The following is a 21633-nucleotide window of genomic DNA, read 5'->3' as shown; positions in this document are numbered from 1 at the left end:
TATGGAAATTTTGAGTTTTCTACTGCCTTTTCATCTATCTCCATTTAAGTTAGATATTTTACCTAGTATTTTCTTTTTTGTAATTTGGGGGCTTTTCTTTTTTACGATTTTGAAAGTTTATCAGACAGCAAAGCCTGAGAATTGGGAAAATAACTGGTATGGTGGTAACAAGAATAATAAGTCTAAAAAGCTAGATGCAGAACATGGTTCTGTTATGGAAATCAGTGAAGCAGTCGCAACCCCATCTGAGAAGTTAGCAGATATTATGCCTGGCATGATTTTGATAATTGGATTGTTGGGTACATTTTTAGGCTTAGGTCTTGCCTTGGATAAAGCATCTACAATTTTAACAGGTGCGAATGCGCTGAGTGATATGGATGCATCGATGGCAAACCTTATGCAGATGCTTGAAGGGTTAGGTACTAAATTTAAAACTTCTACTTGGGGATTACTTGCTTTTATTCTTTTAAAAGTAATCTTATCTAAAAATGGCTATGAAGAACGTCGTTTACGTTGGTCAATTGAAAAAGTGAAATGTGAGCTTGATATTGTTCGAGATCAAAAATTACAAGAGGAGAGAAATAATAATAATAAGCTGATTGAGTGTATGCAAAGTATAGCTGCGCAATTTGAAAAAACGGTTGAGAAAAATCAATCTGCTAATCAAGATCAGTTGCAACTATTAACTAACCATAGCCAAGAAACAATTAAAGTTATTCAGTTCAGTCATCATGAACAATTGAAACAGTTGAATTTTAGTAATGAAGAAAATGTAAGCTCATTAGCATCGCAATCTGAACTTATAGAAAAGTTAATTGTAAATACACAGCAGAATCAAGTTTCTACTTTAGAGCAAGTAGGAAAATTCTTGTTATCAGTCGAGAAAAATAGTAAAGATCTTCTTTTATTGATGACTCAAAATCAATCAAGTCAGCTTGATACTCTAAACCAACAATCTGTTTTGATGGAAAGTAAATTTGATGTTTTAGCCCAGCAATCTGGGACGTTAATTCAATTAATTGAAGATCAACATAAAGAAACAGCACAATTACTTCATGAGAATGTTGCTCAGAGTACTCAAACGCGTAATGCTATGGTTGATTTTATTAATAAGAATGAAGAAACAGTTGTTAAATTAGGACATGCCGCTGAAGGAATGTCTGAGGCTGCATCAACTATGGGAACTTCAGCAAGTAAACTGCAAACTGTTATTGATAGCTTTAGAAAGAATATGGAAGAAGTCATTTCTTTAATGAAAAAAGATTTGAACTCTACAATTTCTAATATGAATACTAGCTTTAGCCAAAATATGACGAAAATGTCGGACAATTTGAAGACTTCTATTGGAGATATGAGTACAAGCTTTAAGAAAAATATGTCAGATATGTCTCAAGGTTTGAGTTCAGCAACAAGTGATATTTCTAATGCGGTAAATAGTTTATCTACCAGTGTTGATAAAACGATGAATGATGTAACTAACACTATTGGTAAGTCAATGGAATTACAGTATAAATCTTCAACACAATTTACTGTTATGAGTAATAGTCTTATTGAAAAAGTAGAAGGTATGACTGGATTAGTGAATAAGCTATCTGGCGATATTACTGGTGGATTAAAAGCAGTATCAGAAAGTAACCGTCAAGTGATCGGTTTGGGCAAACAGCTTTCGCGATTAACTGAAACCGTAGAGGGTACATTTGCTGAGTCATTACAAAGTATAAGCTCAGTTACGAGTTTAAAACCTACTTTGGATAATTTGGCTTCTAGTATTCAATTACAAAAAGAGGTTTTACAAAAATATGAGTCTAATAACTCACAGTTCAATCGATCTAAAAATAGTAATGGGAACAATAAAAATAAAAAAGTAAATAACTCAATAGCGAATCGTTTGTTGGGTTTTAACGGAGCAGAGAATGAAGGATAAACCAAGTGAATGGGTATCTATTTCAGATCTCATGGCTGGTGTAATGGCTGTTGTTATGCTTCTTCTTGTAATGTCTGTTCTGCAAAAAACGTATGCTGAATTAAAGCATAAGCAAGAGTTAGAGCAGGGTGGAGCAGCTCAACAGAAAAGAATTAGTGAGATGTTAACTGATTTAAAGAATTCTGTTGATGCAAGTGATGCGAGTAATCTAATTTCCTTTGATATTGCTGATGGTAAAATTACCCTAAAAGAAAATATTTTTAATGTAGGGAGTGCTTGTATTACTCCATCGGCAGCCCAAACGTTTAAACGCCTTGATAAACGTATCATTAGTTTTTTGAGGGAAAATCCTAATGCTTCAGTCTATGTCGAAGGGCATACGGATAATTCAATTGTCAAACAGCCCGTACTTGATTTTAAGGAAAAATGTACGGTCTATGACGATAATTTTACGTTATCTGCTGCACGAGCGAGGGAGGCAAGAAAACTATTGATTTCAAATTTGAGTGTTGAAGATGCTAGACGTGTAATTGTTGCTGGGTATGGTGATTCTCGTCCTTTAAAAGGTGTTGATCCATCAGATGGGAGAAACAGACGGGTAGAAATTCAATTCGCAGTAGCTTCTGAAAGTAAATCATGAGCTAATACAGGTAATGTCTGAGATTTCCAATAACTCTTGGGGATTAACGATTTGGTATTTGACTGAATGAGAAGATGCCCTTAGGGGCATTTTTATTAAGCTGAATTTTTAAATTATCTAAAAAAATCAGTCATTTTTGCTAAATAAATACACGTGTTGTTGATAAATTTTCCATTAATAGAAAAGACTGAGCATTACTCAGTTGTACTAGTTCAGACCTGATCTGACAGTTACCCATTTTTTAATGGTGACTGTCAGTTTAAATTTGAGCTAAATTCTTCTCAGCCCAAATTCGTTTTCCATCAAGTAATGTTTCAAATGGTGTTCGACCATTGCACATTTTGCCCTGATGGGTTCGTTCAGTATTATAAAACTTTAACCATTCGTCTAGGTCTATTTGTAAGTCTTCCAGCGAACTATAAAGTTTCTTCCTGAAAGTGATTTGATAAAACTCCTGTAAAATTGTCTTATGAAAGCGTTCACATATACCATTGGTTTGTGGGGATGCAGCTTTCGTCTTTGTATGGTCTATATCATTGACTGCTAAATATAATTCATAATCATGATGTTCTATCTTTCCGCATGAGCAGCATTGCTGCGCAAGTGTTCCTCTATCTGTTGGGATACGTAGCATTGGTAAGTCTTGTGATTGATAAAAAGGCAGTACACGATCATTCAATAAATCAGCACAAGTAATCGGTGTTTTAGTTGTATAGAGTTTACAGTGTTCAACTTTGCTATAGGTATCAATAAAAGTCTGTTGATAAATACGACCAACGCCTTTTAAATTTCCAACATAGAAAGTGTCTTGTGAGCCTAAATAGCCTGGATGAGCTGTTTCAATTTCACCACATGCAACATCGTCTTCATGTTTACGTTCTAATGCGGCTATTTGCTGATCATTCAGCTGAATACCTTCTTGAGCAACTTTCGCTTCTAATGCTTTGAGCCTTTTCTTAAAGTCCTCTAGATCATGGCGAAGCCATATAGATCGAACTCCACTACCTGATACAAATATGCCTTGTTTATGTAGTTTATTGCTTGTTCTGTGTTGTCCATATGCAGGGTATTGAATGGCATAATCCATAACAGCCTTTTCAATATGATCATCGACTCGATTTTTTAAATTAGGTACACGCTTGGATTTATTGAACAAAGCATCCATATCACCTGATTCGGTGAGTTCTTGATAGCGATAAAATGTATCTCTAGATACATCCATCACTTTACAAGCTCTGGAAACATTTTGAAGTTCTTCAGCTAAATTGAGTAAGCCTACTTTGTGTTTAATGATTTGATTGTTAGTATGAATCAAGAAAGTTACCTTTGTTTTGTTAAGATTCGACACCTTTATCAAAACGGGTAACTTTCTCTTTTTCAAGACCTGTGTCAGATCAAGTCGGAACTAATACAACTCAGTCAAAATATAATATTTCTTAGTAATTTGAAAAAGGTTGTTATGAAATTTCATTCATCTAAGATTTAACCTTGTTACTATACCAGTCCATTATTTTGACACGTTTATCCCAATATTGTGCTCTGTTGTAAGCAGAACGGATTCGATTTTGAGGAACATGAGCAAGTTGACGTTCAATTGCATCAAAATTAAATAAATTTGACTCATTGACTACAGTACTAAATAAAGAGCGGAAGCCATGCGTGGTCATACGGCCAGCATAGCCAGCACGTTTAATCACTTGGAGGATAGATTCACTGCGCATAGGTTCTTTATTATTCAGCCGATGAGGAAATAAAAGTTCTCGATTATGCGTTAAACGAAGAGCTTGTAGCTCACTGATCATCAAATCAGTTAAAGGCACACGATGAGCTAAACCATTTTTCATACGCTCAGCTGGGATATCCCATTTACGTTCAACTAAATCAAACTCATCCCAACGAGCTTGAAGCAACTCACCAATACGGACACCTGTAAGCATAACCAATATTATTGCATGATGGGTTTGAGCATCACTTGGATAAGCTCTTACTTTTGATAAAAATAGGGGGATTTCACTAGCAGGCAAAGATGCTAAATTCGTCACACGTTTAGACTTTAAGGCATAAACTAAATCACTCGCAGGATTATCAAGACGATAACCATGTGCTATTGCATACTTCATCACCATGCCACATCGAGATAAAGTGCGTTTAGCAACCTCTAAAGAGCCACGCTTTTCGATAACTTTAATATTCTGCAAAATTTCAGGGGCTTGAATCAGATTGATTCGTTTGTCACCAAGCGTTGTATAAAGTTCATCTAAAGAAGCACGTACATTACTAATATGCTTAGTAGACCAAGTTTCCTTTTGATTGTTAAACCACTCTTCAGCAACTTCACGAAAGAGGGGCTTTAATTCTTCATGAATAGAAAATCGAGAGAATTTATACTTAAGTTCGTTTGCAAGTTCACGCGCTTTTTTCAAACTTAATTCTGGATAGTGTCCTAGAGATTCAGATTTACGTTGACCATGTACAGTGATTCGTACATTCCAATATTTATTCCCTTTAGGTGTCACGATCAAAGATAAACCATTCAAATCCGAAAGACGATATTGCTTATCTTTAGGTTGAGCTTTTTTGCATTCGTTATCAGTAAGAGCCATAAGTTTTACCCATTTGTAGTCGTGGTAGTTCGTGGGTAAATTTTCCCAATAATTACCCGATGAGGGCAAAGTTTGGGTCAAATAGCTTCGGATACGGTCGGACAGTAGAGCCAATAAAAAAGCCTTTAAACATTGAGTTTAAAGGCTTTTTTACATTCAGTCGGACATCTCTGAATTGATGGCGTCAATTGAACAATGTTTATAAGATATTGTTTTAAATTGTCTTTTAAAATTATTAAATGAAAGGGATACATAAAGGGATACAAATTAATCCCTCTTAGAATCCCCACACAACAAACAATACTAATTAAAGCTTAATTATTTTGTTCTAACAGTACTTGTTTAACCACTTTCCACTTTGAATCTTCAAGAGCCAAAATATATCGAAATTTATTAGCTGGAAAGTTATTCCCTGCATCTTTGCCACCATACTTTACATCAGCATAATTTCTACTAACGAACTCCAACTGACCATTATCTAACTTCTTCATAGATTCGATAAAACGGTAGTTTGTAAAAGCATTTCCACTTTTCCAACTTTCTTCATTATTATCACCTAAAGCATCATCGTTGGTCACTAAAAATGGTCGAGATGTAGAGTATCTTGATACTTCTGATATATAAGATGAGAGTGTACCTGAACCACCTTCACAACCTTTGTCCCCACTCCAAAGAACGTAATACGTTGAACCTGTATATTCTTTTTCTGGTGGATATATGCTAGCAATGTCTTTTATATCAATGGGGCTAGTAGAGCAAGCTACAGCATTAATATATTGATTCATCATTTTTCTAATAATTTGTTTATCTTGCAATTCATTTGCAAATGCATTACTTGCGCAAAACCCAATTAAACCAATCAAAATTTTCTTTAACATTAAACCCTCAAAACATCTCAATAAAAATGCGTATTTCAAATTATTAACTGACATATATAAACAAAAAAATATTAAAATTCAATAATAAAAATCCAAAATATGAAGCTATCAAAGCGTTCCTACTCTACTTATCTTGTTTATGGACTCAAAAAAAATGTTAGGTTTTGTCAGGTTCTTTAGGGCATTCGGAAATTCAAAAATACTTGAAAAGTATTGTATAAATTATGCTGTTTACGTAATGCTCCGAAAACTCTTTTTTTATGGACTCTAAAAATTAGTAGCAGATAAGATTTTTCGACATCTAACGTGTGTATAAATTCCTTTTTTGAAATGCTCCAAAATAAAACGGAACGGTAAGAATAGGGTAAGGTTTTATCGGTATCTAGAGATAGCCGAAAACTCATAAAGGGCATGATTACGGCAAGATTTTATTGGAATCTAACGTGTCCATAAATTCGATTATTTGATTTTGTTTAAGGTATATCGGAAGTCAATCACCACAAGATTACAACAAGATTTATAAAATTCCTTTAGGGGCTGAAAAAACTTTTCTTTTTATGGGGTCGGAAAATTATTATTTTCATAGAATCACAAATGACAAAACCGACAAAACCTTTTGAGTTATGTCAGTTTTGACAGTGCTATTTAGGGGAATCGTAAATTTTTGGGTTAATTAAATACCGCTTACTTGGTCGCCCTCCACGAGTAGTTGATTCAATCTCTTGTTCATTGAGCCATTCATAATCGACTAATACTTCAAGGGCTTCATTTATCGCATTTATCTCTGTTAAACCTTTCCAACTTTTACGATAGGCTTCTCTTGAGCTAAATCCATCTATACGCCATGAATCACTTACTTTAAGACCCTTTAATTTCATTGCTAAAGCATGGGCTTTAAATGTACTTGAATGTAAAACCATGCCATAAATGCGCCGTGCGTGGCTTTCTAGGTAATCACACCATTTAATCGCCATTTCTACACAGTTAAGACTTATACCGCCTATACGTTCACCTAGTTGCACAGAATCTACAAGATGAAAGATTAAAGCCAAAGAAGGCATTAATTTACCAAACTTCGATAAATGTTCCTGAATGATTGCGTGTTCTTCATTGGGAATAGTCATACCATTTAATTGAGTCGACCATGCTTTATAGGCTTGCTGTGCTTGTTCGGTAAAACGAAAATAAGGTCGAGTATTAAATTCATCACTTGGTTGTGCGCCTAGCTTTGTTAGCTCATGTTCATTGAGTTCATCAAGTTGTTTAAACAAATTAAATACAGCTTCCTTAGCTTCTTTATTGCTCGTCACATCAGCATATTGCCATTTTTCAATATCAGGGTAGATAAGCAACTGAAAGCGTTGTAACAAGCCATCATTGCCCATACCTTTGATTGTCTTTTCTAAATAGCTCATTAACTTATCAGGTTGGATACCGCCTAAAACTGACAGACAGTGATTTTGTATAAATCCTGAACCTCTCGTAATTCGGTCAAACTGGAATGAACTATTACCGTTCCATCCCTCAAGATAAAATGCTCGTCCTGTATCAGTATCATTTTGATCTAGGGAACTGAGTAAGCCGATAAGCTCATCACGAATGACTAAAATACCGTTTGGATTACTTCTCTCTAAATCAGCCAATGCTTCGGGTGTAGAATCATTGGTAAAGTAGCGTTTTAATACAGGCGGTTGTTCTGCTTCCGCTTGCATGTCTGCAATTTCTTGAGCAAGTATAAACTTGTCTTGAGCTTCTTCAATTTTATCTAATCGCTTAGAAAGTAGTTTTTCAGTCGATTTAAATACAATTCCTTTCGCAATGCTTTCCTTTTGCTCAAGCTCAAATTGTTCTTTAGCCTGTAATACTAGTCGATCTAAATGCCTTGTGCCTGCGCTTATAGCGGGTGACTTTTTGCTACTCGGTGGCGCAATAATACCGCCCCATAAGTTCGGGACTATTGAATAGTCATCTAACTGCTTCGGTTTTACTACTACTCGTGCGCCAATCAATGCACCAAGTGAAGTAAGTAAACACACGGCGACTAGATCAAAAGTCATGTTATCCGCTCGTTTTGCTTCATCTTCACAATAGTTATATACATCGAGTGGAAGCATATCTTTTGTGATTTTCTTCACTGGTAATAATTCAGATTTGATTTGTTTGGGTTCTTTCCAAACTTCCTGAAATATTGGTAACTCTTGAATTGCATTATCTATAAATGCTTGTACCTCTTGCGCCGTGTCATATTGTGTAATTTCCATAAAACTTCCATCATTTCGATATTGGTCTATAAGCTGTGCTTTTTGGCTTTGTGTTATTTCGAGCAATATTTCTTTGTTCTGTGGTCGAGTCGGGATATATAGCTGTTTGTAGCCTGCATTCCATAACTGTTTTACGACCGCTTCAATGGTGTTTGCATCCGCCTGTTTTAACACTGTATTCGTTGTTTTACACATATCAGGAAGTACAGCCAAAACAGTGGCGTAATATGTTTGAGCAAGTTTAAAAAATGCCTGTAGCTCATAGCAGACAATGACAGGCTTATCTTTTTCTAGTTCGCCGAAGTAGGAAAAACCATAAGCAAGCCCATCAGGCATGACTTGTATGCGCTTCTCTTGCTGTATTACAGCACATTGAATCAATTTCAATTGACCGTTATAGATAGGCAATATCATCGGGTTGTCATACTTCACGCCATCTATATCAATGACAGCATTATCAATATAGATGGGTTGGTTAGGGCTTCCGTTTGATTCAATGACAGGGTGATGCATAAATGCGCCGTCCTGTGGATTAAGTCTTATACAATTTGCTAATATATCTCTAGGCTGTTCTAAGCTCGGGGTTTCTTGATATGCAGTCATTTATACCCTCTCAAATTTTATTCATTGCAAAATCTAAAATAGAACACAACATAATAAAAACTATGCCGTAGCTAATGCCTTGTACTAAATCTTTAATAAAAGTTTTCATGCGTCCACCTCATTTGAGTCTTGAGTAAGGTTTTGCATTTTTGATTTATGCCATTCAATGATTTGCATATAGTCGAAATAGACTGGCGACTGGCGTGAAGTTCCCGCCTTAATCTTTTGGGGGAAGTCAGGGTCTAATTTAATAATGTTGTTGAGGGTTTCACGGCTTACATCAAGAATTTGGCAAGCTGTTTTAAATGAAATTCGAACTGGATATATAACCATTTTTGCACCTGTATGCGTTAACTTGATAGGTGCATCAAAACAAATTTATATTGGTGTCATACAAGTGTCAGTATTAAAAATAATAGTGATACCTCTTAGTATCACCTACAAGTGACACTAATATTATCTATTTGATTTATTTGACTTTGTATTAGTTATAGCACAAATTCTTTTTACTAAATTTGTTTGCGTTAATCCTTTTTTCTTTAGAATATTTGTTATGGCTGGTGTATGTTCCATGTGAGGATATGCATTGTTTTGATATTTTTCCTCCCAAACTTCAATAGCTATTAATAATTCAGGTGCGTGATTTGGGTTATCAGGGGCTAATGATGGATGTATATCTTGATAGGCTTGACTCTCTTTCAACTTTTTAATGATTTTATCTTTTTCTAAAAGCTGAATATTCAAGCCTTCAATTTGTTGTTCAAGACGATCAAGTATTAAATTATTTGTTTCGGGCATTCTATCTTTTTCTAAAGGTTCTAAGTGCTTATTAAAACCATCTATAAATTTTTCTCTCGTAGCTAAAAAATCTTTTAACTTCTCTGACTCTATTACGAAATAATCAGCATAAATTTCATCAAATATATTGCCACGTACTGCCGACCAAACAAAATCTAATGCTTCTTGAAATTTTGGGTTTTCTTTAAGCCAAGGCACATAATCCCACTTTCCATCAACAGATATTGGAGTGTAACCCGATAGGAGGCAAGCAACTTCTTGAACAGTAAAAGTACAATTTTTATAATAAAGTGGATATTCATCCTGTTTTTGATTTTCTTCTGAAAGACTATCCTTTAGATAAATATCATCTGAAAACTCTAACTCATCAATATGATCAGCTATCACAAGTGAACATTCTTGCTCTAGTTGCAATAAATAATTTTTATCCCACACATTATTATTTTGTACTTGCGCATCAAGGTCATTATTAAATCCATCTATAATTATCCCATTTTCAGACAAAATACTTTTAAGAAGTTTTTTCTCAATAACCATGTCAAAATTAGAATTGATATCAAAATAATTAAAACAGCGTTGTAATGACTCTACAAATGCAGAAATAATAAAATTTTCTTGATCATTTTTAATATAGGTTCTGTGATCTTCTCCTAATAATTCTTTAACTTCATCTATAGTTAATTCGTCGATATTTTCAAACTTTTCTATTGGTAATTTTTTATTCTTAATTAAATCAAGTATTTTTTTTATTCTAAAGTAAAAATCAATAGATAATTCTCGAAATAATTTTAAATTGTATAAATCAGATAGCTTCCAATATGAGGAAGATAACAATGTAGAAATATTCTTTTCATGGAATGTAAATGCTTCTTCAAGTTCTTCATTTTCACTGATTTCTAATAAAAATTGATTAGTATCAGTAAACTTTCCCCAATTATATTCATCATTATCATGAATAACATAAAATTTATCACAAAAATAAGTTGCTATATCTTCCTCAAATTTCTGACTTAGTAAAAAAGTCCCAACATATCTTATTGGAGTATTTTGTGTTTTTGCTAATATTGATATCACATCAACTATTGAAATATATTCTTCTAAATTTTTCTTGGCTAAATCTAACAGTTTCACTTACATGCCTCCCACAGCATCCCCAAAAAAGTTGATAAGCCAATCGAATTGGGTATTCGACTTTCACTCCGTCGAGCTAGGCTTAACAAACTAAATATAAACGATATTTAACTAAATGAGTGCAAATTTTGTCATTTAGCTTTCTTAAATTGAATAATACTTTGATCTGCTATTTCTTCTAAATGGTTCGCATACCATTGCATCATATTTGCTCTGTCCTGTAAGTACTGAGCCTTGTTATACACACCCGCTACACCATCCTTAACGTGTGCTAAAGCCGACTCAATATGACGTTCATCAAAACCACGATTATTTAAAAGCGTACTGGCAATATGCCTAAAACCGTGCGGTGTTTGTCGTCCCTCATAACCCATACGGCGCAAAGCCATAATAAAAACAGTGTCCGACTTTGGCTTACTCTTATCCGAACGACTCGGAAATAAAAACTCAGAATCCGTTTCATAACTTTTTAATTCTTTTAGAATTGCTATGGCTTGAGTCGGTAAAGGCACAATATGCTCACGGCGTTTCTTCATGCGTTCTTCGGGAATATTCCATACAGCATGATCAAAATCAAACTCATCCCATTTTGCACCACGTAACTCACTAGGACGACAAAACAACATTGAAAGTAACTGCAAGCCTATGCGAACATCAAGCGTGGGGTAGTTATTGATAGCTCTTAACAATGGCGGTAATTCTTGCTCACTCACATGAGCCATATTTTCTTTTTTACCTTGTTGCAAATACTTCTGAATCCCCTCTAAAGGGTTGTAATCAATTCGACCTGTGACCTTTGCATAATCATAAATATCACGACACATTGCTCGCATACGATTTACTTGTTCATAGATGCCTTTTTCTTCTTGTATCCCTTTGAGTAAATCCATCCACTCTTTAGGCTTAATTGTGGTGTATAAGCGTTTACCAAAAACAGGGAATATATGCTTTTCCAATGCGCCTTTATTTCTTGTCATGGTGTCAGATACCCATGAATTAAGTTTCGTGTCTAACCACTCACGAGCCAATAATTCAAAAGTTGCATTATTTTGTTCTAAATCTTGACGTTTGCGCTCTTGTTTGGAAATGATAGGGTTCTCACCTCTAGATACATCATCTAAAAGTTCTTTTGCTTTCTTACGTGCTAACAGTCCGCTTATTTCAGGATAACCGCCAAGCCCTAACCATGACCATTTACCATCGGGCTTCTTATATCTGAGTTGCCATGACTTATTACCATCACTTTTTACTCGAATATATAAACCATTACCATCAAGCTCACGATATTCTTTTGATTCAGCTTCAAGGTTAGCAAGTACCGTGTCAGATAAAGGACGGCGTTTTATTTCAATTCTTTTCATTAGTCTTGTATCCCTCGGATTCAATTTTTTCTCAAGGATACACGTTGGGATACATGAAGCGCAATACTATATGCTTTTATGTTTGGTTATGTTTAGGCAAGAAAAAAGGCTTAAACCCTTAAGATTCAAGCCTTTTTTCTTTAAAACTTGGCATATTTTGCTAAGTTTTGGAAGATATATGGTGGAGATGGCGGGAGTTGAACTAAAGCTGTAAGTCACTGATACATATACACCAAATTATACGTAAGTTCATTCCGTATAACATCTGTATAACAAGTGGCTTTGATCAACATTAATTAACATTGAAAATTAAGCTTAGTTTTATTGATGTTTTGGGAGTTGAACTCAGGAATAATATTAACATAGAAATAAAAAAGGCGCTTATTCTGCGCCTAATTCTTTTTTCATTTTATTCAGTGATTGTAGGGTGTAGCCCTTATATTTCTCAGATTCTCGATCTGGTGGGTATTTTTCAAGATAGTGCTTCTTGAATGTATTTACCGCCATACCAAGTTCTTTTGCAACTTGACGCATTGAAAACCATTCCATTAAACAGCCTCCTTTTCTTCACCAAATAAATATGCTCCCTTGAATTCGCCTTGTTCCATCCAAATACGGACTTCTTCTAAACCAAAGATTTCAGACAGCAAGATTTTCAACTGATTAACATCAAGAGTTAATTGGCTTCTACGTGTCACGACTGTAGAAATTTGAGATTTTAAAATTTCTGTAGCTGTAGGGACTGGCATTAACACAGGTACAGGTTTTTGCTCAACAGGCTGATCAGCATCAAAACTTGGTGCGACAGCTGGCGTATCTATAGGTTTAGATATGATTTCTGATTCAGAAGATGCCAGCATATAAACCAACCCATCATCAGACTCAATCACTTGTAATGGATATGTTTTTTTAATTCGATACATGGCTTGATGAACTTGTCTGTTGGTTAGACCAAGTTGACTTTTAATTTTATCCATACTTAAACCAGTACCTGAGTTTTCTAATAACTCAACCATACCTTTACAAATGTCACGTCTTTCTGGTACTGGTTTATTTTCATTAGCTAGCTCAACTGATTTGGTAACTTTTACCTGTGGTTTATTTACCAATTCAGGTTTAATTTGTTCGGCATTTGCCAAGAAAAATACACCTTCTTCACTTTTAAAATCAGTACCAGTCAGTACGTCTTTGACTGTTTTTATGCTTAATCTGCAAATCGTCATCAATTGTGAAATTGACAAACCAAGTGGATCACTTTTTAAAGCATTTACAACTTTATCTTTAGCTTGCTCAAATGCTTGTGACTCATTATGTCTTTTTAATTCTGCTGCTGAATTCATCTCACCAACTCCACATTTCAAAATTAATAAATAAATATCCGTTCAAAAACAATGTAATTTCTAGCCACAAAACGATTACTTCCATTTAATCCTCCAGTGTTGGCCACACTATTTTTTTTAATGTGGCCAAACTCGATTAGCCCTGAATTTCCGCTTCACGACGATCTGCAGCAGCTTCGATTTGTTTTTTATTCTCAAGAGTTAATGCGCGAGACAAGTAAGGATCGTTTTCGATTTCTCCCCAAACCTGATTTATTTCATCTTGTGTTTGGCATTTGTTGATTCTAGCAATGGCACGTTCTACAGGCGTAGGCTCGTCAAAAATATCAGCTTGGCTTAATATTTCTTTGCGTTGTGCATAGGCAGTCAAAGTTTCTTGTTGATGCTCTGGTGTCATTTGAGCTTTATTTTCAGTGATGCGTTGTGCAATGTTTTCAAGTTCAGTGACATCTTTAGCTTCTTGGATTTGACCAATCAAACCGCCTTTAATGTTGCTACTTTTAATTTCATTAACTGCAGGTTTTGCTTTGGCTTCCAGCTCTTGAATTTTTTGTTCAATTGAACTCAAGACATAGGCTTTGTGACCATCTGTAAGATCATCATTAGCGTGAACATGTGGAATGATTGCTTTTAAGTCACTCACATTTGTGAATGTCTGAATGCGTACAAGCATTTCTTTTCGAATTTCTGTAGACGTTGGCTTCCGCTCTTGTGTAACTTCTGCTACAGGTGCTTCCTCAGCTGGTGGCGGTGCATCTTCTTTTTCAGGCTCAGGCTTTTTTGATTCAGTTGCCTCTGTTGAGTCAGTAGTATCAACATCTGTAACTTTGTATTTATCTGCAGTAGCTTTATAAAGCTTAATTAATTCATTACGCTCAGATTCATCAGATAAAGCGTAAATACTGCTTTCCAATTCTTCCAGTGCTTCTAATGAACGAGCTTTTAGAATCAAGCTTTTGATGTGTTTAAAGTCAGATGCATTAACAATAGTTGCTTCTTGTACTGGTGTTACATCAATCATGCGATCTTGTTCTTCCTCAGCAGAACGTAAGCCCATCAATAATTCAGGTGCATACACACGACCAAAGAATGAAGCAGCACGATAGCGAAGCATTTGCTCAGACATTGTTTGCCATTTGCTGCCTTCCTTAGTGTACCAACCCTCTTTAACAGCCATTTCAATTGTGATTTTTGAAGAGTCAAGACGCTCACCAGTTTCTTTCTCAAACGCCCATGCAACACAGCTAAAATCATGAACTTTCAGTGTTTTGGTGACTGTTTTCTTTTGGCGGTTTTCCCAAGTAGTTTCTGAGTACTCAACCTCTTTTTCGCCTAGATCTTCAATTTCAAAGCGCAAAGCAGAAAAGCGACCACTGCTATTGATGCCAGCCATAATATATTGTGACGACCAGCTAGGGCGACCATTCACAATATATAAATTTTGCATAATCATAAGTGGATCTGCCCCCATACGATTAGACATATTTAAAGCAATAATACAATTCGGCAATCCATTCGGATTAGGTTCTTCACGCCATTGCTGGTTGCCGTACTGATCTTTACCAGCCTTTTTCTGAATCGTTGCGCGATATTGCTCAGGTACAAGAGTAGAGCTTGAAAGCATTTTCGCAATACGTTGTGAAAGTTCAAAAGCTTCAAGATTTAATAAGCCTACTGATTGATTTGAGTGAGCGATTTGAGCTTGTGCGTTCATGAATAAAATTCCTTAAATTTGAATAAAAATCGGTAAAAAATGAATAAAATTAGTGAAAATCGGTTTCTAATGCTTGTTTGACCATATAAGACGGTAAGCTGATTTCTTCTAAAGCAAGGGAATAGCCATCCCATTCGTTGATCAGAAGCGATTCAGCAAGTAGTTCTTTAGATTTGTTATAGCGATGCTCACCGCAGGCGATGAAAGTCGGGGACGCTTTGTACTGTTTTGCTAAAAATGGGGCAGTATTTTCAGCAACTAGATAGATAAAATCGGGTTTATCTTCTGTGTTGTAGTACTGCTGGAAGCCCTCGCGGTACATAGCGGCAGATAAGTCATAACCGTAGTTACCACATGCTTTCGAGAAGTCAAAATAACGCGCATCCTTTGCGGATTTAACATCCAAAATTAAACCATTCGGGAAGCGTGAGCAGGGTACAATGTGATAGTCGGGACGTACACGAAGCTGTAGATCAAACACAGGATCAGTAAAGAATATGCTTGCCTCAGCCATGCCATAGTTGTTTTGCATTTCTGTGTACATACTTAATGACATGAGATTGTTAGCTATACGTTTAGCACCAGCCAATTGTTCAGCCGTGATAATGATTTTGTGACCATTTTCAGCGTTAAATGCATTCCACCATTCAACACGTGCGATTGAATCTTCTGACGGTTTTTTAGCGTTAATCATCGCATCTGTAGGTGGACGTGGCGCATCATCAGGAAACACAACAAATTCGTTATTAAACTGTTCAGGTTCTAAGAATAAAGTGTGTGCCAAAGTACCAAAATCTAAGTGCTTTTTAGTTTCTTTCTCATGCTCTTTGATGATGTTATGAGAGTGAAAATGTGCAGCACTACGAAGCATGTCTTTAAGCTGACTTGAGCTAAATTCAGGGCGTGAGTGGTATTCATCATTGCTCATTTTTTCAATGAGCTGTGCAGGTGTTGAAAGTTCGATAAATGCGTTCATTGTGATACTCCCTGATAATAAGCATCTGAAAAGTCATGAGCCAATAAATTGCCTGTTCCAGAAGTCCAAACAATTCCAAACACGCCATTAAATTTGAATCTTAAAATTTCATCTTGGCAGGGTTTAGCGAGTACATCCCCGCCTTGATCGACTACATAATTTTCAAAATCTTGTAGGTCATTTGGGCTTTTTAGGACACGTCTACGTTGGTATGCTCGTTGGCTTTGGTAACGTGAACGAAGTTTTTTCCATTCATTCATTAGTCAATTCCTAAAAAGGCTTGCCAGTAGTGAGCTGAAAAATCAGGTGGCTTGCTGTGCAATTTACACTTGTGCCACCCATTCCTGGGTGTTCTTTATTAATCGCTTTAACAAGCAACTCTTTGATCTGATCTTTGGTTTCAACATCATCCTTTTCGCGCTCAACAATCATTGCGTCAGCTTGTTTGTAGGCAAGCTCTGCAATGTTTTCCATATCTTTCATCCCACCATTTGCATACAAACCTTGCAAAACAGCTATGGCGAATTGATCTCTTAAATTCATATCATTTCGCTCCTTTCAATTGAGCTTGAATGATTGCCGCTTGACGGTCCTGTTCGTTTGCACAACCCTTTAATATAAGGATTGCAGAGCCACCGAAACAGGTAGCTAAGATCATGATCATTGAGATGTTTTGTAATGCGCCTTTCCAACCAGTAGGGCGTTGTTCTTCTAAGGTTGGGTGTTGGTACAGACGCGCAGATGTAGCACTTTTGTTTTGATTAAATAGCGGTGTATTGCTGTGTGATGTTTGTTGCTTCATAATTATCTCGCTTTACTTAAAACCGCCGAAGTTTCAGACCCGAGGCGGTTTTTTTGTGGGTACGAGATAAATATTAGGCATTCCTAATAAATAAGTAAATAGGTAAACCTAATTTTTTTATTATTTTTTTATTATGCAAAAAAAATACCCCAATAGGAGTATTTAATATACAAAATGATTTTATCTAATTTAAATAATCTTCATCAACTAAAAAACCCTTGGCATCACCTAAAAAAATTGATTTCAATTTATAGACTGTTATGAAGTTCCAAATATTTTCTTTTTCATAAAAAATTGGATTTACTGCTACAAAATCACCTTTTTTTAAGTTTGCATTTATATCCCCACACTGGGTGAAGATTTCCTCATGACCACTCTGGGTTATTATCGCGACAGAAATATCCAAAACAGGTTCACCCAACCCCATCTTAGCAATTGCGTCATTATAAGCAACATCAACAACAAAGCCATATAAGGGTACGTTTTGTTGTATTTCACATGCGTAATTAAGCCTAATAAACTTCATTAAATCCAAAGGATTATCAAACACCTTGGGTTTTCCATCAGTGATTTCTTTAATATTAAAATATGTTCGAAGATATAAAAATAATAAATAAAGTAAAACCAATAGACCAATTACTGCCAAGAAATAAATTAAATAATCCATAAGTACGCCTTATTAATATTTATAATCTCTCATATGTCTTACCATCACACCTATTATTGTAATATCATGATTTTTCGAAGATAATTTAGGATAATCATCATTTAAAGGCACTAGCTCAAATTGTTCACGGCCAAATTCATCATAACCAGTTACTTTGTATTTCTTAAAAGTAGCTTCATTAGTTCCATTTCTAGCAATAACATAACAGCCAGGCTTTGCCATTAAAGCCGCATCAATAATTAATTTATCACCTTGAATAAAGTCAGGTTCCATACTGTTTCCAGTTACAACTACACTAAATATTGCATCAGGATTAGATCCATCATAATCAGTATAAGTATAACTAAGGGGAATCAAACCATCATAAGCGACTTCTTTCCACATCCCTGCTTGGACGAAATCTAGTACTGGTATTTTCTTTAACTCCAATCTTGCGAATTCAATATTTGAAGAATCCGCTTCTTTTTCTTTATCGAGAGGTTTTCCAACACCTGTTCCCAACCATGCAGAGTTAACTTTTAGGAATTTAGCTGCTTTGATTAGGTTAGGACCTTCCATGTTTTGTGATTTACCCGTGAGCCAATCACTTACTGATGGCGGTTTAACACCAACAGCCCGAGCAAGCTCAACCCCCTTAATTTTTTTAGGTGGTAAAACTTCCATGGCATATTTTAGACGTTCAGCGAGTGTTTTCATTAGGGAATCCTAACATGAATAAAATTAGGTATTCCTATTTACAATAAATAAGGAATGCCTAATAATGTTGTTGATTTAGGAGAACAACATGACAGATAACCAACTTATTGAAGCTTTAGGTGGACCTGCTGCTGTGGCTCGTATGCTTGGAATTGCTACAGCTTCAGTTAGCGGATGGAACCTTATTCCAGATAATAGAAAAATTAGATTAGCTGTAATCGCTGAAGACAAGGGGATTTCAACACGAAAAGAGCTTTTTCCAAGTAATTATCAGGATATTTGGATCGAACTTCGCCCTACATCAGCGAATTAAGGTGATGTCATGACAGAGAAATTAACTGAAAGCATCACATTCAAATGCACATACGAAGAAAAACGAGATTTAGAAGCAATTGCTCGTTCTGAAAAATTAACGCTTTCAGAGCATGTAAGAAGTCTAGGCATTTCAAATATCTCTACGGTTCGGGAACGAATTAATAATCTCGCATCACTGATGCGTTTGACCACAGATACCGTAGACACGCCAATTTTTGAATTAACAACAGAACCACTACCAAAACCACAGGCAACAAAAAAAGCCCAACTGTGCGACCAGTTGAGCCTTATTTGCCATACCAATGAATTGATATGAGGAATCTACATGACCAATGTATCACAAGTTAATTCATTACACGAGAGGTTTAGGAGATGAATACAGCAGTAGTTATTCCATTCCAAAAGCCTCAAGTGAACGATCAAGAGGTTAAAGGCATGTATAGCGATAGATTCAAGAACGGCTATGTCATGTCTAGCCGTTTATATCGAAGTGAAGTACGTCCGTTTCTAAGTGATGCAGCTAGAAACGTTTATGCAGAGTTGGAAGATTGCATAAATGGACACTTAAAGGAGACGGATCATGTAAGTCACAGACAATTACAAGGTGGAAAGTCAAAAGGTGCTAATAAACTAGGGTCTGCAACAGTCAATAGTGGAATTAAAGAACTAATCTGGTTTGGTGTAATCACTGTAGTCGAAGAAAATAAGAAAATCGGGAACAAATATCAAATCAATGAAATCTCATTATCGCATTATTTTGAGGAATTCAGCGCTTCACTAATAAAAGCACTGCGCTTCAGTAATGAAAGCACTTCAGTAAGTGAAGCACTTTCAAAAGTGAAGCAGTCCGCTTCAATTAGTGATGCGGAAAACCCGTCTAGCGCTTCAGTAAGTGAAGCAACAATAGATATTCTTTTAGATTCTTTAGAATTAAAAAAAGAATCACCACCTGTGGATAACTTTAATTCTGAAATTTTCGACAGCTCAGTCGAATACCATCACGACGATCAAAAAAAATATTCGTTCAGAGAATTGGCGAATGTCTACACGATCAAAAATGATTTCATCAAACAAGCTCAGAAGATCAAATCTGATCTGACTGACGATGATTCAATTTCTGAACTCAAAAACTTTGCACAATGGACAACGACACGTGAAGCGACAACAGCGCAAGGCTGGATGAATTATTGGATTTACCGAATTCAAAAGCTTAACGAGAAAAAATCTAAGCCTAAAGCACCAAAAACAAAGCGTTTAAGCGATTGGCAGATTAAAAACTTAGCAACTGAGCTGTGTAGCTACAGCCCATTTGCAGGTGAATTTTCTAATCACGGCGAACAGCAAAAGCCTTTTGAAACTCGGATCACAGCAAATCTACGAAAACCGCAATACGTTGAAAAATATTACAAATATTTGAGCGAACTCGGCTATGCATTCGAAATGGGAGAGTTTGTATGAAAAACCAAGCAAAACCTGATGACGCAGGCTATGTCGAATCTGACGGAACGTACTGGAAATGCGAGAAAGGTCAATGGAAGTTTTGGCGTAAGGGGTGGGGGTGGTGTCGATACGTTGGAATCGTAAACCAGAAGTTTTTAGACAAATTTATTCAGCTTTAAGGAATATCGTATGACATTGAGATGGAGTGAAAAAGTTCTAGAAGCACATTTAAAAGCGCACAGGAATAGGGCAAATCAATCGAAACAGCGCTTAAAAACACAAAATGATGCAAAGGTACAGCTTGCAAAAAAGAATGTCATACAAGCGAAATCAGAGCCAAATAGCGAATACAGTGAAAATCAGGTTTTGTATTGTGAAATTGCTGCAACCCCACCGTCTGTAAATCATTATTGGGAGCGCACACCGAATGGAATGAGGCTAACAGACAGAGCAAAAGAGTTTCACGCTGTTGTAAGAGCAGTTGTGCCAGCTTTGAGGCTTTCATCTCGATTAAAAATTCAAATTATATTTCATTTCCCAACTAAGCAAAAAAGAGATCTTGATAATCACTTGAAAGGAACTTTGGACAGCTTTGAGAAGTGCGGATTTTGTGAGGATGATGAGCAGTTTGATTTGATACTTATTGGTCGTGGGAGTGTCATAAAAGGTGGTTTGATTCGGGTAAAAATTTGGGAAATTGAGGGTGAAAATCTATGGACATGATTGTTGATTGTTTAATAAATATGGACTCTCCTCGCGCGCGCGCGCGTTTTCAAAACACTGAGACGAAAAAAAAGGTCAAAGAATATCGCGTGAAGATGCGCGGTTATAAGCGTCCAGACTTCAACAGAATGATCCTAGATTTAAGATCGCTTGGCTGGACACACGAAACTATCGCATTTGTTCTACCAGTTTCAGGCTCATCAACAGTTAGCGAATGGGCGCGTGGTGGTGTACCTAATTTCGATAATGGGGATGCATTTGTTCTGCTTTGGCAGACAGAAACAGGGCTACAACGCTTTCCGCGCGAGGACGAATGGGAGACATATCGGTACACAGTCGGTCAGTTAGATATGTTTGAAGATGGAGGCTTGTGTGATCAGTTAATCAATGATTTGGATGAGGAAATTAAGAAATGAGCAAATTTAAGGTGGGGGATCGGGTTTTGTTTAACGGTGGAAAATATACTGTTAATTACGTAGCAACTAGTATACGTGGTTATGTTTATTCTTTTGATGAATTAGAAGGGTGGCATCTGGAAGATCATATAAAACCGATAATCAAAATTAAAAACGGGGTGGTTTGTGGATAAGTTTAAAGAATACGTTGTCTCAAAGTTCCCTAATAGATCGCCAAAAATCTTGTTTCAACTTGAGCGAATCAATCATTCTGAATACAAATTTGTAGTGTCTGAAGTTCAATTGATGTGGGAGTTGTGGCAATCAAGACAGGCTGAGATTGATGAGCTTCGAGCAAACTTAGAA

Annotated in this window: 26 protein-coding genes; 10 read left to right on the top strand and 16 right to left on the bottom strand. The window is 36.0% G+C overall.

Annotation, left to right across the window (positions count from 1 at the left end):
- Position 1 precedes the first annotated feature (1 nt).
- Together EXE09_RS17190 and EXE09_RS17185 are read left to right on the top strand one after the other, a co-directional pair.
- A complete protein-coding gene (locus tag EXE09_RS17190) occupies positions 2-1924 on the top strand; it encodes a hypothetical protein (RefSeq protein WP_130118080.1) in 1923 nt (640 codons plus the stop codon).
- The gene (locus EXE09_RS17185) at positions 1914-2564 is read left to right on the top strand and encodes an OmpA/MotB family protein (RefSeq protein ID WP_130118079.1); all 651 of its coding nucleotides are present in this window, start codon (positions 1914-1916) and stop codon (positions 2562-2564) included. The genes EXE09_RS17190 and EXE09_RS17185 overlap by 11 nt, the downstream gene beginning before the upstream one ends.
- A 259-nt stretch (positions 2565-2823) precedes the next feature.
- Here EXE09_RS17185 and EXE09_RS17180 read toward each other — a convergent pair whose 3' ends face one another.
- The 16 genes from EXE09_RS17180 to EXE09_RS17110 form a co-directional block, all read right to left on the bottom strand.
- Positions 2824-3879, bottom strand: a complete 1056-nt coding sequence (locus EXE09_RS17180; protein ID WP_130118078.1) for an IS481 family transposase — start codon at positions 3877-3879, stop codon at positions 2824-2826.
- A gap of 160 nt (positions 3880-4039) precedes the next feature.
- Positions 4040-5167 (bottom strand): tyrosine-type recombinase/integrase, encoded by a 1128-nt coding sequence (locus tag EXE09_RS17175; RefSeq protein ID WP_130118087.1) that lies wholly within the window; start codon positions 5165-5167, stop codon positions 4040-4042.
- Positions 5168-5481: 314 nt separating this feature from the next.
- Positions 5482-6045: a hypothetical protein gene (locus EXE09_RS17170; protein ID WP_130118077.1), complete on the bottom strand. Its 564-nt coding sequence runs from the start codon at positions 6043-6045 to the stop codon at positions 5482-5484.
- 641 nt (positions 6046-6686) lie between these two features.
- Complete coding sequence (locus EXE09_RS17165) at positions 6687-8909, bottom strand: YfjI family protein (RefSeq protein ID WP_130118076.1); 2223 nt, start codon at positions 8907-8909, stop codon at positions 6687-6689.
- A 105-nt stretch (positions 8910-9014) separates the two neighbouring features.
- Complete coding sequence (locus tag EXE09_RS17160; RefSeq protein ID WP_130118075.1) at positions 9015-9242, bottom strand: transcriptional regulator; 228 nt, start codon at positions 9240-9242, stop codon at positions 9015-9017.
- Between the two features lie 123 nt (positions 9243-9365).
- Entirely contained in the window at positions 9366-10838 is a 1473-nt protein-coding gene (locus EXE09_RS17155; protein ID WP_130118074.1) for a hypothetical protein, read from the bottom strand.
- Positions 10839-10969: 131 nt separating this feature from the next.
- Positions 10970-12199 carry a tyrosine-type recombinase/integrase gene (locus EXE09_RS17150; RefSeq protein WP_130118073.1) on the bottom strand — a complete coding sequence of 410 codons (1230 nt, stop codon included), beginning with the start codon at positions 12197-12199 and terminating at the stop codon, positions 10970-10972.
- A 381-nt stretch (positions 12200-12580) separates the two neighbouring features.
- Positions 12581-12748 (bottom strand): hypothetical protein, encoded by a 168-nt coding sequence (locus EXE09_RS18855; protein ID WP_165382084.1) that lies wholly within the window; start codon positions 12746-12748, stop codon positions 12581-12583.
- Entirely contained in the window at positions 12748-13539 is a 792-nt protein-coding gene (locus tag EXE09_RS17145; RefSeq protein ID WP_130118072.1) for a hypothetical protein, read from the bottom strand. The genes EXE09_RS18855 and EXE09_RS17145 overlap by 1 nt, the downstream gene beginning before the upstream one ends.
- A 136-nt stretch (positions 13540-13675) precedes the next feature.
- Positions 13676-15253: a hypothetical protein gene (locus tag EXE09_RS17140; RefSeq protein ID WP_130118071.1), complete on the bottom strand. Its 1578-nt coding sequence runs from the start codon at positions 15251-15253 to the stop codon at positions 13676-13678.
- Positions 15254-15302: 49 nt separating this feature from the next.
- Complete coding sequence (locus EXE09_RS17135; RefSeq protein WP_130118070.1) at positions 15303-16229, bottom strand: PD-(D/E)XK nuclease-like domain-containing protein; 927 nt, start codon at positions 16227-16229, stop codon at positions 15303-15305.
- A complete protein-coding gene (locus EXE09_RS17130) occupies positions 16226-16489 on the bottom strand; it encodes a hypothetical protein (RefSeq protein WP_130118069.1) in 264 nt (87 codons plus the stop codon). Before EXE09_RS17130 ends, EXE09_RS17135 begins: the two co-directional genes overlap by 4 nt.
- Positions 16490-16499: 10 nt before the next feature.
- A complete protein-coding gene (locus tag EXE09_RS17125; protein WP_130118068.1) occupies positions 16500-16772 on the bottom strand; it encodes a hypothetical protein in 273 nt (90 codons plus the stop codon).
- Position 16773: 1 nt separating this feature from the next.
- Complete coding sequence (locus EXE09_RS17120; RefSeq protein WP_130118067.1) at positions 16774-17031, bottom strand: hypothetical protein; 258 nt, start codon at positions 17029-17031, stop codon at positions 16774-16776.
- A 184-nt stretch (positions 17032-17215) separates the two neighbouring features.
- A complete protein-coding gene (locus EXE09_RS17115; protein ID WP_130118066.1) occupies positions 17216-17698 on the bottom strand; it encodes a hypothetical protein in 483 nt (160 codons plus the stop codon).
- A 12-nt stretch (positions 17699-17710) separates the two neighbouring features.
- Positions 17711-18394 (bottom strand): LexA family protein, encoded by a 684-nt coding sequence (locus tag EXE09_RS17110; RefSeq protein ID WP_130118065.1) that lies wholly within the window; start codon positions 18392-18394, stop codon positions 17711-17713.
- Positions 18395-18482: 88 nt separating this feature from the next.
- On the opposite strand from EXE09_RS17110, the gene EXE09_RS17105 reads away from it, so the two are divergent.
- From EXE09_RS17105 to EXE09_RS18955, 8 genes are all read left to right on the top strand, one after another.
- A complete protein-coding gene (locus EXE09_RS17105) occupies positions 18483-18707 on the top strand; it encodes a Cro/CI family transcriptional regulator (RefSeq protein WP_130118064.1) in 225 nt (74 codons plus the stop codon).
- A gap of 9 nt (positions 18708-18716) precedes the next feature.
- Positions 18717-19025 carry a hypothetical protein gene (locus EXE09_RS17100; RefSeq protein ID WP_130118063.1) on the top strand — a complete coding sequence of 103 codons (309 nt, stop codon included), beginning with the start codon at positions 18717-18719 and terminating at the stop codon, positions 19023-19025.
- 56 nt (positions 19026-19081) lie between these two features.
- Positions 19082-20167, top strand: coding sequence for a hypothetical protein (locus EXE09_RS17095; protein ID WP_130118062.1), 1086 nt, complete (start codon positions 19082-19084; stop codon positions 20165-20167).
- Positions 20164-20328 carry a hypothetical protein gene (locus tag EXE09_RS18850; protein WP_165382083.1) on the top strand — a complete coding sequence of 55 codons (165 nt, stop codon included), beginning with the start codon at positions 20164-20166 and terminating at the stop codon, positions 20326-20328. The genes EXE09_RS17095 and EXE09_RS18850 overlap by 4 nt, the downstream gene beginning before the upstream one ends.
- 16 nt (positions 20329-20344) lie before the next feature.
- Positions 20345-20872, top strand: coding sequence for a RusA family crossover junction endodeoxyribonuclease (locus EXE09_RS17090; protein ID WP_171478643.1), 528 nt, complete (start codon positions 20345-20347; stop codon positions 20870-20872).
- A complete protein-coding gene (locus tag EXE09_RS17085) occupies positions 20863-21288 on the top strand; it encodes a hypothetical protein (RefSeq protein WP_130118060.1) in 426 nt (141 codons plus the stop codon). Before EXE09_RS17090 ends, EXE09_RS17085 begins: the two co-directional genes overlap by 10 nt.
- Positions 21285-21461 (top strand): hypothetical protein, encoded by a 177-nt coding sequence (locus EXE09_RS18845; protein WP_165382082.1) that lies wholly within the window; start codon positions 21285-21287, stop codon positions 21459-21461. Before EXE09_RS17085 ends, EXE09_RS18845 begins: the two co-directional genes overlap by 4 nt.
- Positions 21454-21633 (top strand): hypothetical protein (locus EXE09_RS18955; RefSeq protein ID WP_213073894.1); only part of this gene is annotated, 180 nt, incomplete at its 3' end. The genes EXE09_RS18845 and EXE09_RS18955, both read left to right, overlap by 8 nt.

It is taken from the genome of Acinetobacter sp. WCHAc060025 (assembly GCF_004209355.1).
GTDB lineage: Bacteria > Pseudomonadota > Gammaproteobacteria > Pseudomonadales > Moraxellaceae > Acinetobacter > Acinetobacter wuhouensis.
Note: the sequence above shows the minus strand (reverse complement) of the source record. Positions and strands in the feature narration are given on the sequence as shown.